Consider the following 13,082-nt stretch of genomic DNA (forward strand, 5'->3'; position numbering starts at 1 on the left):
AAACACGTTGAAAACGCTGGAGAATGGAATGGCCCCGCGCGCCTACTGGAAGGGAACGCTGAAGCTGTCGCTGGTCAGTTGCCCGGTTGTGCTCTATCCGGCGACCACCGCGGCCGAGAAGACGCGGTTTCACTTGATCAACCGCGAGACCGGGAACCGGCTCAAGCAGCAGATGATCGATTCCGAGACCGGTGACGTCGTCGAGAGCGACCAGAAGGGCCGCGGCTACGAAGTGCGCAAGGGCAAGTACGTCGAGATCGAGCCGGAGGAGCTCGAGGCGGTCCAGATCGAGAGCAATCACACCATCGATATCGAGAGCTTCGTGCCGCGCGAGGAGATCGACCAGCGCTATCTCAACCATCCCTATTACATCGCGCCCGACGGCAAGGCGGCGGTCGATGCGTTCGCGGTGATCCGCGACGCGATGAAGGACCAGGAACGCGTGGCGCTCGCCAAGATCGTTCTGACGAATCGCGAGCACGTCATGGCGATCGAGCCGCGCGGCAAGGGCCTGCTCGGCACCACGCTGCGCTTCCCTTACGAGCTGCGCGAGGAGGACCAGTTCTTCGACGACATCAAGAGCCCGAAGATCACCAAGGACATGGTCGAGCTCGCCGGCCACATCCTGCAGACCAAGGCGGCGCATTTCGATCCCAGCAAGTTCAAGGACGAATACGAGGACGCGTTGAAGGCCCTGGTGAAGCGCAAGGCCAGCGGCAAGAAGATCGAGCTGCCCGAGCCCGAGGAACGGCCGAGCAACGTCGTCAGCCTGATGGACGCACTGAAGCAGAGCCTGAAGGGACGCGGCGGGAAGAAGTCGGCGGCGAAGTCGCACGCGCGGCGCGCGACTGGACGGCATCGAAGTGCGAAGAAGGCGCACCGTTCGACGGCAAGGCACAGGAAGGCGGGTTAGTTCGTCATTCCGGGGCGATGCGAAGCATCGAGCCCGGAATCCATCGTGCCAAGCGCGACGGGCAGAGAAATGGATTCCGGCCCGCGCCAACGGGCGCGTCCCGGAATGACAGCCGGGGTCTATTCCCCCGCCTTCAGCCGATACCCGATCCCCGTCTCCGTCAGCACGTATTGCGGCCGCTCCGGATCGGCTTCGATCTTCTGGCGAAGCTGACGGACATAGACGCGTAGATATTGCGCGTCGGTCAATTCGTCCCACAGCTCCTTCAGCAGGAAGCGGTGGGTAAGCACCTTGCCGGCGTGCTGCACCAGCACCCGCAACAGGTCATATTCCTTCGGCGAGAGCTTCACCTCGCGCTCCCCGACCTTGACGATGCGGCGGACGAGATCGACCGAGAGATCGCCGGTGCGGAACACCGGGCGTTCGCCCTTGACCTGAAGCTGGTGACGCAGCGCGGCGCGCAGGCGCGCCAGCAGCTCCTCCATGCCGAACGGCTTGGTGAGATAATCGTCGGCGCCGAGATCGAGCGCCTGCACCTTGCCGGCTTCGTCGCCGCGGCTCGACAGCACCACGATCGGCACGCCGTCGTTGCGGGCGCGGATGGTGCGGAGCAGCTCATGGCCCTGAACGTCGGGCAGGCCGAGATCGAGAATGATCAGCGCCGGCTCCTCGCCAAGTTTCTCCAGCGCCGTCTTGCCGTTCGGCGCTTCCAGGATTTCGTAGCCCTGGGTCGTCAGCCCCATTCGCAGCAATTTGCGGATCGGCGGCTCGTCGTCGATGACCAGGACCTTGATCGGAGCAGCGCTCATGCGGCGGTATCCAATGCGTGGCTCTCTGCCGGAACCGGCAGGCGAATGGTGAGGACCGCGCCGCTCCGCTCGCTGCGATTGGCGGCGGAGATCGTGCCGCGCATCGCCTCGACGAAGCCGCGCGAGATGGCAAGCCCGAGCCCGGTGCCGGGACGGACGTGATCGCCCTTCTGCACGCGATAGAACTTGTCGAATACGCTCTCGAGCTCGTCCGGTGGAATGCCGGCGCCCTCGTCGGCGACCTCGAGCACGACATGAGCGCTGTCGCGCCGGCCGCGGATCGAGATCGTGGTTTCGGGGGGCGCGTATTTCGCGGCATTGTCAAGCAGGTTGAACAGCACCTGCTCGAACAGCACGGCGTCGAGCTGGAGCATCGGCAGATCGGCGGCCAGCACCAGCTCGACCTTATGGCGGCTGAGGATCTTGCTGGCGCGCCGGAGCGCGCTGCCGACGATCTCGCTGAGATCGTGCAGCGCTGTGTTGGGCACGATGGCGCCGGATTCGAGCTTGGTCATGTCGAGCAGATTGGCGATGAAGCGGTTGAGCCGCTCGGATTCGTCGATCACGGTGGCGAGCAAATCGCGCTTCTCGGTGTCCGAGAGCGCACCGGCGAGATCGCGCATGGTGGAGGCCGCCCCTAACACCGAGGCGAGCGGCGTCTTCAGATCGTGCGAGATCGAGGTCAACAGCGCCGAGCGCAGCCGCTCGGATTCGACGGTGCGCTTGACGCGGTCCATGTCCTCGACCAGCAGCACACGCTCGATCGCGAGCGCGCCCTGGTCGACCAGCGCATCGAGCAGCCGCCGCTGGTCCGGCGTCAGCAGTGGGCCGGTACGATCGTTGTCGATGCCGATCACACCGATCGGGCCCCGCCCGGTGCGCATCGGCAGAAACAGCCGCTTGGCGCCCGGCAAGGTATCCGAGCCGCGACCGGCGGGACGATCGTTGCTCCAGGCCCAGTTGGCGGCGGCAAGATCGGCCTGGTCAAGCTCGTCCTCGGGCGGATAGCCTGATTTCACCGTCAGCAGGCCTTCATCCGGCAACAGCAGCACCACGCGGACGTTGAGCATCAATGCGGTCTGGTATGCACTGGCCCACAAGACGTCGTCCAGCGTGGCAGTACCGGCGAGCTTGCGGCTGAAGGCATAGAGCTGCTCGGTCATCCTGATCCGGCCGATCGCGGTGTCGGCCTGGATGCGCACGCGCGCCGCGACATTGGAGACGATCATCGCCACCACCATGAACAGCACGAAAGCGGCGACATTGGTCGGGTCGGTGATCGTGAAGGTGTAGATCGGCGGGATGAAGAAGAAATTGTAGCAGAGCGAAGCCGCCACCGTGGCCAGCAGCGAGGGCCACAGGCCGTAGCGCACGGCAACCGCGACGACCGAGGTCAGCAGCACGAGATCGACGTTCTCGATACCGAAATAGGGCTGGATCAGCTTGGCAGCGCCGAGACCCACAAGCACGATCCCAAGCGCCTTGAGAAAAGGCAAAGGATCGAACGGCTCGGATCGTGCGGCTGTCTGCACCGCCATCTTGGGCGCGGCCTCTCCGGAAAGCTCGTTGCCGGGAATGACGTGAACGCTGATATTGCCCGCACGCCGTACCAGGTCGTGCACGACCGAGCCGCGCGTCATCTCGAACCAGCGCGAGCGCGTCGACTTGCCGATCACGATCTGGGTGACGTTGTTGCCTTGCGCAAAACTGACGACGTCGTCGGCGATACGCCGGCCGACGGCGGGAATGGTCAGCGCCTCGCCGCCGAGCGATTCCGCGAGCCGCAGCGTATCGGCCAGTCGATCCCGCTCCTCGTCGGACAATTGCAGCGATCGCCGCGTCTCGATCGAAATCGCGGTGAACGGCGCATGCAGCCGGTCGGCCAATCGCTTGGTGTAGCGCACGAGGCCGGCCGCGCGCGGGTCCTCGCTGACGCAGACCAGGATGCGCTCACCCGCGGCCCAGGGCCCCGGAATCGCATTCGCCTGCATGTGGTTGAGCAGCTGCTCGTCGACCCGCTCGGCGGTGCGCCGCAGTGCGAGCTCGCGCAGCGCCGTGAGATTGCCTGGCGAGAAATAATGCTCCAGCGCCCGCTCGGCCTGCTTGGGCACATAGACCTTGCCCTCCTTCAGGCGCTGGATCAGGTCGTCGGGCGTGAGGTCGATCAGCTCGATCGCGTCGGCGCGGTCGAACACCGAATCCGGCACGGTCTCGCGCACCCGGACATGGGTGATCTGGGCAACGACGTCGTTCAGGCTCTCGATGTGCTGGATGTTGACGGCGGTGTAGACGTCGATGCCGTGCGAGAGCAGCTCCTCGACGTCGAGATAGCGCTTGGGATGGCGGCTTCCGGACGCATTGGTGTGGGCGAGCTCGTCGACCAGCGCAATCTGCGGCCGCCGCGCGATCACCGCGTCGAGGTCCATCTCCTCGACGATCTGGCCGCGGTAGTCCAGCCTCTTGCGCGGGACCACTTCGAGGCCGCGCACCAGCGCCTCGGTCTCGGCGCGGCCATGAGTCTCGACGAAGCCGACCACGACATCGATGCCGGCCTTGCGCTTGGCCTGGGCGCTTTGCAGCATCTCGTAGGTCTTGCCGACGCCGGGAGCGGCGCCGACGAAGATCTTCAGCCTGCCGCTCGCACCCTCCTCCCGGCGCGCCGCTTCCAGCAGGGCCTCCGGTGACGGACGTTGTTCGGGATCGCGACGCTCTCGGACCATCTTGCCAGTATAATCACCCGTCCACTGCGAGCCTAGACGGCTACTTCGCGGCCATGCGATCGAGCGCGAGATTCAATGCCAGAACGTTAACCCTGGGTTCGCCGAGCAGGCCGAGCAGGCGGCCTTCGGTGCTGGCGGACACGAGCTGCTTGACCTGATCCTCGGGCAGATTGCGCGCCTTCGCCACGCGCGGCACCTGGAATTGCGCCGCTTCCGGCGAGATGTTCGGGTCGAGGCCGCTGGCCGACGTCGTCACCAGGTCGACCGGCACCGAGGCGTTCGGATTCTCGCGCCTGAGCTTGTCCACATCTTCCTTCAGCCGGTCGGCCAGCGCCCTGCTGGTCGGACCGAGATTGGAGCCGCCCGAATTGGCGGCGTTGTAGGGCGCGGGCACCGTCTTGGTCGAATCGTTCGGGTCCGGCGCCAGCGTCGCCGAGCGGCGGCCGTGGAAGTACTTGTCGTCCTTGAACTCCTGCCCGATCAGGGCGGAGCCAATCACCTTGCCGTCTTTCTCGATCAGGCTGCCTTGCGCCTGCACGGGAAACAGCGCGCCGGCAATGCCGGTCATGGCGAGCGGATAGGCAAGGCCCGTGATGGCGGTGAGCGCCAGCAAGAGGACGATGGCGGGGCGGATTTCTCTGAGCATGTGCGTTCTCCAATTTCTCCCGTCATTGCGAGGAGCGAAGCGACGAAGCAATCCAGGCTATCAACTGCTGAGATATTTCTGGATTGCTTCGCTTCGCTCGCAATGACGAATTCAAGCCAAATGCAAGGCGGTCACCGCGAGATCGATCGCTTTGATGCCGATGAAGGGAATGACGATGCCGCCGAGCCCGTATATCAGGAGGTTGCGGCGGAGCAGTGCGCCGGCACCGACGGCGCGATAGGCGACGCCCTTCAGCGCGAGCGGGATCAGCGCGATGATGACGAGCGCGTTGAAGATGATCGCCGACAGGATGGCGCTCTGCGGGCTCGACAGGTTCATGACGTTGAGGACGTTGAGCTGAGGGTAGAACGCCAGGAACATCGCCGGGATGATCGCAAAATATTTGGCGACGTCGTTGGCGATCGAGAACGTCGTCAGCGCACCGCGCGTCATCAAGAGCTGCTTGCCGATCTCGACCACCTCGATCAGCTTGGTCGGGTTGGAATCGAGATCGACCATGTTGCCGGCCTCCCGGGCGGCCTGAGTGCCGGTATTCATGGCGACGCCGACGTCGGCCTGGGCGAGCGCCGGCGCGTCGTTGGTGCCGTCGCCGCACATCGCCACCAGCTTGCCCTTGGCCTGCTCGTCACGGATCAGCTTGAGCTTGTCCTCGGGCGTTGCCTGCGCCAGGAAATCGTCGACGCCGGCTTCCGCGGCGATGGCGGCCGCCGTCATCGGGTTATCGCCGGTGATCATGATGGTGCGGATGCCCATGCGGCGCAGTTCGGCGAAGCGCTCGCGGATACCGCCCTTCACGATGTCCTTGAGCTGGACGATGCCGAGCAGCTTTCCGTCCTTGGCGACCGCCAGCGGCGTGCCGCCCGATTTGGCGACCTCGTCGGCAATGGCGCTGATCTCGCGGCCCGCCTCGGATAGGGCCGCGGGCTGCATCGCCCGTGCCGCAGTACCGGAGGAGATCGCGGTCGGCGCCCTGCCGGCGATATAATTGAGGATGGCATCGACCGCGCCCTTGCGCACCGACGAGCCGCCGGCGTCGACGCCGCTCATGCGGGTCTGCGCCGTGAACGGCACGAAGGTCGCGCCCAATTCGGCCATGTCGCGGCCGCGGATGCCGTACTTCTCCTTGGCCAGCACGACAATGGAGCGGCCTTCCGGCGTCTCATCCGCGAGCGAGGCGAGCTGGGCGGCATCCGCCAGGTCCTGCTCGGCGACGCCGCGCACGGGACGGAAGGCGGTCGCCTGCCGATTGCCGAGGGTGATGGTGCCGGTCTTGTCGAGCAGCAGCGTGTCGACGTCGCCGGCGGCCTCGACCGCGCGGCCCGACATCGCCAGCACATTGAAGCGCACCAGGCGGTCCATGCCGGCGATGCCGATCGCCGACAACAGCGCACCGATCGTGGTCGGGATCAGCGTCACGAACAGAGCGACCAGCACGACCACCGAGATCGAGCCGCCGGCATAAGCGGCGTAGCTCGGGATCGTCACCGTGGCGAACACGAAGATGATGGTGAGGCCGGCGAGCAGGATGTTGAGCGCGATCTCGTTCGGCGTCTTCTGCCGCTCGGCGCCCTCGACCAGCTTGATCATGCGGTCGATGAAGGTCGAGCCCTGCGCGGCGGTGATGCGCACCCGGATCCAGTCCGACAGCACCTGCGTGCCGCCCGTCACCGCCGAACGGTCGCCGCCGGATTCGCGGATCACGGGCGCGGACTCGCCGGTGATGGCGGCCTCGTTGACGGAGGCGACGCCCTCGACCACCTCGCCGTCGGAAGGAATGGTGTCGCCCGCCTCGACCAGCACGAGATCGCCGACCTTCAGGCTCGTGCCCGGCACGAGCTTGTAGTCACGGCCCGCGCCGCTCAGGAGCTTGGCCTGGCTCTCGGTGCGAGTCTTGCGCAGCGTCTCGGCCTGCGCCTTGCCACGGCCCTCGGCCACGGCTTCGGCGAGATTGGCGAACAGCACGGTGAACCACAGCCAGAGGATGATCTGGAAGGTGAAGCCGAGATTCTCCCCGCCGGTGACGAGATCGCGCAGGAAGATCACGGTGGTGAGCGCGGCCACGATCTCGACCACGAACATCACGGGGTTCTTGATCATGGCGCATGGATCGAGCTTGGTGAAGGCAGCGCCGATCGCCGGCACGACGATTTTGGGATCCAGCATCGCCGAGACCGGCATGCGCTTGTGGGATTTGTGGACAGGTTCCATGGAGGTCACTCCGAAAAGCGAGATCAGAAGACGTTGCCGGCGTTCATTGCGAGATGCTCGACGATGGGGCCGAGTGCGAGCGCCGGGAAGAAGGTCAGGCCGCCCATGATCAGGATGACGCCGACGACGAGGCCGACGAACAGGCCTCCGGTGGTCGGGAAAGTGCCCATCGACGGCGGGATCGATTTCTTGGCCGCGAGCGAGCCTGCGATCGCCATCGCCGGCACGATCATGAAGAAGCGGCCGACGAACATCGCGGATGCGCCCGTCAGGTTGTAGAACGGGGTGTTGCCGGTCAGGCCGGCGAAGGCGGAGCCGTTGTTGGCGGTCTGCGACGTATAGGCGTAGAGCACTTCCGAGAAGCCGTGCGGGCCCGCATTCGCCATCGAGGCAACGCCGGTGGGCAGCACGACCGCGACGGCCGACCAGCCCAGGATCATCAGCGGCAGAATCAGGATCGCGAGCATCGCCATCTTGACCTCGCGGGCCTCGATCTTCTTGCCGACATATTCCGGCGTACGGCCGACCATCAGGCCTGCGACGAAGATCGCGAGAACGACGAACAGCAGCATGCCGTATAGGCCGGCGCCGACGCCGCCGACGATGATCTCCCCTAACTCCATGTTGATCAGCGGGACCATGCCGCCAAGCGCGGTGAAGCTGTCGTGCATGGCGTTCACGGCACCGCAGGACGCGGCGGTGGTGATCACCGCGAACAGCGAGGACGCGACGATGCCGAAGCGGACTTCCTTGCCCTCCATGTTGCCGCCGGTCAGGCCGAGTGCATGCAGGGTCGTGGTGCCGCTGGCTTCAGCCCAATAGCAAACGGCGACGCCTGCGACGAACAGCACGCCCATCACGGCGAGGATCGCCCAGCCCTGGCGCTGGTTGCCGACCATGCGGCCGAACACGTTGGTGAGCGCCGCGCCGAGCACGAAGATCGACAGCATCTGCACGAAATTCGACAGCGCGGTCGGGTTCTCGAAGGGGTGAGCGGCATTGGCATTGAAGAAGCCGCCGCCATTGGTCCCTAACATCTTGATCGCGACCTGCGAGGCCACTGGGCCGACCGCGATGGTCTGCTTGGCGCCCTCGAGCGTGGTCGCTTCGACGTAGTCGCCAAGCGTTTGCGGGATGCCCTGCCAGACCAGGAACAGCGTGTAGACGATGCAGATCGGCAGCAGGATATAGAGCGTGCAGCGGGTCATATCGACCCAGAAATTGCCGACGGTTCGAGCAGAGGCGCGGGCAAAGCCGCGGATCAGCGCGACAGCGAGCACGATGCCGGTGGCCGCCGACAGGAAATTCTGGTGCGTCAGGCCGACCATCTGGGTCAGATAGGAAAGCGTGCTCTCGCCGCCGTAGTTCTGCCAGTTGGTATTAGTGATGAAGGAGATCGCGGTGTTGAAGGACAGATCCTCGGCGACCGCGGATTGGCCGGCTGGATTGAACGGCAGCACGGGCTGCAGCCGCATGAGGCCGTAGATGATGAGGAAGCCGCCGACATGAAACAGCAGCATCGCGACCGTGTAGGTCAGCCAGTGCTGCTCGCGCTTCTCGTCGATGCCGGAGATCCAATAGATGCCGGCCTCGATCGGCCGCAGGACGGGCGACAGGAAGGTGCGCTCGCCGTTGAACACGCGCGTCATGTACCAGCCGAGCGGCTTGGTCAGCGCGACCACGATCGCGCAATAAAGAATGATCTGGAACCAACCGATCACAGTCATGGCATTAACCCTTCAGGCTTTTGGTCCGGCGCAAAAGCGGCAGGAGCAGCGCGAGCAGGCCCGCGACGAGCGCAGCGTCGGCCAGCAGCAATTTTGCGAGCAGCAACACGGCTCAGAACCGCTCGGGCCGCAGCAGTGCATAGGTGAGATAGATCAGGAGGCCGAACGAGACGGCGCCGGCGAGCGCATAATCGAAGATCATGGTCCGCTCCCTCACAGCCGTTCGCAGGCATAGGTGTAGCCGATCGCGAGGGCAAAGAAGAAGAAGCCCAGCGCCAGCATCAAAAGGTCCATCATGGCGATACTCCTTGGTACGACACGATCGCCGGCCGAGTTCAATGCAAGCGCATCGCCAGCCGGAAACTTCACCGCTGACGTGCCACTGCGCGCATAGCTTTTCGAGGTGAGGGCTATGGTAGCGTTATAGGAATCTCATAAAGGCCGGCGGGAGCCAGCGGCTATGCGCACCCGCAATGCGTCCCCCGCGGTCGCTCCGGACGGGGCGGAGGCCTGGTGGTGCCCGGCCTCGGCGTCTAGCTCCTCACCTCCGCCTCGATCAGTCGCGCCAGCTCCGACGCGGTGACCTCGATCGGCCGGCCGCTGCGCTCGACGCGGGCCTGGATCAGCGCGCCCTGGAGCGCCGACGTGCAGAGCACCGCCAGCGCCTCCGCCCGCGGCCTGGCAAACCCGTCGGCGACGAGCTTGTCACGCAGGATCGATAGCCGTGCCGCATAGGCCTTGCGACCGGCCTCCGACACGGCGCGCTCGCGCGGCGCCAGCTCGAGCAGCACGGTCGTGATCGGGCAGCCGTTGCGGAAGCCGGAGCCCTGCATCCAGCCTGCCAGCAGTCTGGCGTGCGCGCGCAAGAGCTCGCCGGTCGAGCCGCACTCTGCCGCGAGCTCGGCGACCGTCGCCGCGACGCGGCGGCCCGCCTCCTCCACCGCCGCCACCGCGATCGAGGATTTTCCGTCCGGAAAGTAGTGATAGAGCGACCCCTTCGGCGCGCCGCTGACGTCGACGATGTCGTTGAGGCCGGTGCGGGCAAATCCCTGGCGGCGGAATAGCGTCACCGCGGCATTGATGATGGGCTGACGGTGCTTCGGCACGGCCGGCATGGCACTCTCCTCCGCTCGAAAATTATATTGATTGGTCTACATCAGCCTCCGACAGTCAAGGCATGACAATGACGGAGAGAGGCAGATGGCTGAGAGAGTGATCTATGAACTGAACGACGGCGTGGCGCGGATCGGGCTCGACGACGGCAAGGTCAACGTGATGTCGGCCGCGATGCTGGGCGAGATCGGCGCCGCCTTCGACCGCGCCGAGACGGAGGCAGAGATCGCGGTGCTGCGCTCAGGCCGGCCCGGCATCTTTTCCGCGGGCTTCGATCTGAAAGTGTTCGCCTCGGGCGATGCTGCCAAGAGCCTGGAGATGGTCCGGGCCGGCGCCGAGCTTGCGCTGCGGCTGATGTCGTTTCCGCATCCAACCATCGGCGTGATGGAGGGCCATGCTTACCCGATGGGAACGTTCCTGCTGCTCGCCTGCGACGTCAGGCTGGGCGCGCGCGGACCGCACCGCATGGGGCTGAACGAGGTGGCGATCGGCATCGCGCCTCCCAGCTTTGCCATCGAGCTCGCGCGCAGCCGGCTGCATCCGGCCTGGCTCAGCCGTACCGTCACGCTTGGCGAGATGTACGAGCCCGAGGAGGCGCAGACGGCCGGCTTTCTCGATCGGGTGGTTGCACCTGAGATGGTCGACGCCACGATCGAGACGATCATCACCGGCCTGCGCGCCATCCACATGCCGTCGCATGCCACCGCAAAGCGGCGCCTGCGCCAGGGAGCCATGGACGCCATGCGCGCGGCGATCGACCGCGAGCTGACCAATGCTGCCTATGAGGCAAGCAACCGCGCGCGCAGCGCAGTCGCGCTGCCCGGTTGAGGCCGGCTATCCCGCGGAAAAGGCGTTGCCTAAAACTACCTGGCCGATCTGGCGCAGTTTCACGGAACCGTGTAGAGCGGTTTCATGAGCACAGGCAATGTCAACGTCGTCGCCCACCCCCTGGTCCAGCACAAGCTCTCCCTGATGCGGGAGAAGGACCGCTCGACCAAGAGCTTTCGCGAGATCCTGAACGAGATCGGGATGCTGCTGGCCTACGAGGTGACGCGCGACCTGCCGCTGGAGCTGGTGGACATCGAGACGCCGATCGCGCCGATGCAGGCACCCAAGATCGCCGGCAAGAAGCTCACGCTGGCGCCGATCCTGCGCGCCGGCGTCGGCTTCCTCGACGGCATGCTGGCGCTAATGCCCTCGGCGCGCATCGCCCATATCGGGCTCTACCGCGACCCCGAGACGTTGCAGGCCGTGGAATATTACTTCAAGGCGCCGCAGGACCTGTCCGACCGCACCGTGATCCTGATGGATCCGATGCTGGCGACCGGCAATTCCGCCTGCGCCGGCGCGTCCCTGCTCCAGGCGCGCGGCGCCCGCGACATCCGCTTCGTCTGCCTCCTGGCCGCGCCCGAGGGCATCGCCAAGTTCCAGAGCGAGCATCCCGACGTGCCGATCTGGACCGCCGCGATCGACGAGCGGCTCAACGACCACGGCTATATCGTGCCAGGCCTGGGCGACGCCGGCGACCGGATGTTCGGCACCAAGTAGACAGGTTTGCACGACCGGGTTAGTCCGATGGCCATGAGTGCCAACGATTTTTCGCTGCAATCGCTGCTCCGGATCAAGACCGCCGCCGACCCTGCCCTGGTATTCGACGGCACAGCCGTCTCTCGCGCGGAATTCTCGGCGAAGATCGAGCAGAGCGCCGTCTGGCTAGCCGCGCAAGGCATCGGCAAGGGCGACGTCGTCGCAGTCTGGCTGGTCAACCGGGTCGAATGGCTCGCGCTGCTGTTCGCCGCGGCGCGGCTCGGCGCGGTCATCGCCGCCGTCAATACGCGCTACCGCAGCGCGGAAGTCGCGCACCTGCTCAAGCTGTCAGGCGCGAAGCTCATGGTGGTCGAGGCGGCATTCCGCGCGATCGACTTTGCCGCCATCCTCGCCGATGTCGCCGAGGCCGAGGTGCCCGCGCTGGAACGGCTGGCGGTGGTCGGCGCGGATGCGATCCCCGCACGCTGGCCCTGCGTGCGGTTCGATGCGTTCGAGACGCCTTACCCTTCCCCTCCGCCGCGCCAGGATGATGTCGACCTGCCCGTGCTGCTCTACACCACGTCGGGCACGACCAAGGGGCCGAAGCTGGTCGCGCATTCGCAGCGGACGCTGGCGGCGCACGCCGCCTCCGTCGCCGACGCGCTCCAGCTCGATCACCACCGTCATTCGCTCCTGGCGATGCTGCCGTTCTGCGGCACCTTCGGCATGACGAGCCTGCTCGGCTTCCTCGCGGCCGGCGCGACCATTCATGTGCTCGATGCCTTCGAAGCAGCGCCGGCGCTGGAGATCCTCAGCACGGAGCGCATCACGCATTCCTTCGGTTCGGACGAGATGTTCCGGCGCATCCTCGCCCTCACCGATGCGCCACACCCGTTTCCGCATCTCGAAGTCTGCGGCTTCGCCGCGTTCCAGCCCGGCTGGCGCGAGCTGGCTGTGGAAGCCGAAGCGCGCGGCATGAAGCTGTATGGCCTCTACGGATCGAGCGAGGTGCAGGCGCTGTTCTCGATCGGCGGCCCCAGTGATGCCTTTGCCGATCGGATCGAGGGCGGCGGCTGGCCGATGTCCCCGGAGGCGAAAGTCCGCGTGCGCAATGTCGAGACGGGCGAGCTCGCCGCAAGCGGCGTCTCCGGCGAGATCGAGATCAGCGCGCCCTCGCGCTTCCTCGGCTACTTCAACAATCCGGAGGCGACGCGCAAGGCGATCACCGCCGGCGGCTTCTTCCGCACCGGCGACATCGGCCGGCTGCGCGGCGACGGGTCGTTCGTCTACGAGACCCGCGCCGGAGATGCGATGCGGCTCGGCGGCTTCCTGGTCGCGCCCGGGGAGATCGAGGACGAGCTCAAATCCTGCACCGGTGTCGCCGACGCCAGGTCGTCG

Annotated in this window: 11 protein-coding genes and 1 pseudogene; 4 read left to right on the forward strand and 8 right to left on the reverse strand. The window is 65.9% G+C overall.

Translation table 11 applies throughout. The annotated features are described in order from the left end of the window. Window positions 1-28 precede the first annotated feature (28 nt). Complete coding sequence (gene ku / locus XF30_RS30960) at window positions 29-913, forward strand: non-homologous end joining protein Ku (protein WP_036007240.1); 885 nt, start codon at window positions 29-31, stop codon at window positions 911-913. Between the two features lie 119 nt (window positions 914-1,032). Here the strand turns inward: ku and XF30_RS30965 are convergent, their stop codons facing one another. The 8 genes from XF30_RS30965 to XF30_RS30995 form a co-directional block, all read right to left on the reverse strand. After that, complete coding sequence (locus tag XF30_RS30965) at window positions 1,033-1,722, reverse strand: response regulator transcription factor (protein WP_109144771.1); 690 nt, start codon at window positions 1,720-1,722, stop codon at window positions 1,033-1,035. Beyond that, window positions 1,719-4,442, reverse strand: a complete 2,724-nt coding sequence (locus XF30_RS30970; protein WP_109144772.1) for a DUF4118 domain-containing protein — start codon at window positions 4,440-4,442, stop codon at window positions 1,719-1,721. The genes XF30_RS30965 and XF30_RS30970 overlap by 4 nt, the downstream gene beginning before the upstream one ends. A gap of 40 nt (window positions 4,443-4,482) precedes the next feature. Continuing rightward, window positions 4,483-5,088, reverse strand: coding sequence for a K(+)-transporting ATPase subunit C (locus tag XF30_RS30975; RefSeq protein ID WP_109144773.1), 606 nt, complete (start codon window positions 5,086-5,088; stop codon window positions 4,483-4,485). Window positions 5,089-5,199: 111 nt separating this feature from the next. Then, on the reverse strand, window positions 5,200-7,317 hold the full coding sequence (gene kdpB / locus XF30_RS30980; protein WP_109144774.1) for a potassium-transporting ATPase subunit KdpB: 2,118 nt from the start codon (window positions 7,315-7,317) through the stop codon (window positions 5,200-5,202). Window positions 7,318-7,340: 23 nt separating this feature from the next. Next, window positions 7,341-9,044: a potassium-transporting ATPase subunit KdpA gene (gene kdpA / locus XF30_RS30985; protein WP_109144775.1), complete on the reverse strand. Its 1,704-nt coding sequence runs from the start codon at window positions 9,042-9,044 to the stop codon at window positions 7,341-7,343. Between the two features lie 112 nt (window positions 9,045-9,156). Then, window positions 9,157-9,246 carry a K(+)-transporting ATPase subunit F gene (locus tag XF30_RS30990; protein WP_035698142.1) on the reverse strand — a complete coding sequence of 30 codons (90 nt, stop codon included), beginning with the start codon at window positions 9,244-9,246 and terminating at the stop codon, window positions 9,157-9,159. A gap of 11 nt (window positions 9,247-9,257) precedes the next feature. Next, window positions 9,258-9,413 (reverse strand): hypothetical protein, encoded by a 156-nt coding sequence (locus XF30_RS38295; protein WP_156446730.1) that lies wholly within the window; start codon window positions 9,411-9,413, stop codon window positions 9,258-9,260. Between the two features lie 164 nt (window positions 9,414-9,577). Then, window positions 9,578-10,159 carry a TetR/AcrR family transcriptional regulator gene (locus XF30_RS30995; RefSeq protein ID WP_036007209.1) on the reverse strand — a complete coding sequence of 194 codons (582 nt, stop codon included), beginning with the start codon at window positions 10,157-10,159 and terminating at the stop codon, window positions 9,578-9,580. An 85-nt stretch (window positions 10,160-10,244) separates the two neighbouring features. Between XF30_RS30995 and XF30_RS31000 the strand changes: the two genes are divergently transcribed. The 3 genes and pseudogenes from XF30_RS31000 to XF30_RS31010 form a co-directional block, all read left to right on the forward strand. After that, window positions 10,245-10,985, forward strand: a complete 741-nt coding sequence (locus tag XF30_RS31000) for a crotonase/enoyl-CoA hydratase family protein (RefSeq protein ID WP_109144776.1) — start codon at window positions 10,245-10,247, stop codon at window positions 10,983-10,985. An 84-nt stretch (window positions 10,986-11,069) separates the two neighbouring features. Beyond that, window positions 11,070-11,705, forward strand: coding sequence for a uracil phosphoribosyltransferase (gene upp / locus XF30_RS31005; protein WP_109144777.1), 636 nt, complete (start codon window positions 11,070-11,072; stop codon window positions 11,703-11,705). 33 nt (window positions 11,706-11,738) lie between these two features. Continuing rightward, window positions 11,739-13,082 (forward strand): annotated as a pseudogene (locus tag XF30_RS31010) (AMP-binding protein); the annotation flags it as partial.

Origin of the sequence: Bradyrhizobium sp. SUTN9-2, from assembly GCF_003122645.1 — a bacterium.
GTDB lineage: Bacteria > Pseudomonadota > Alphaproteobacteria > Rhizobiales > Xanthobacteraceae > Bradyrhizobium > Bradyrhizobium yuanmingense.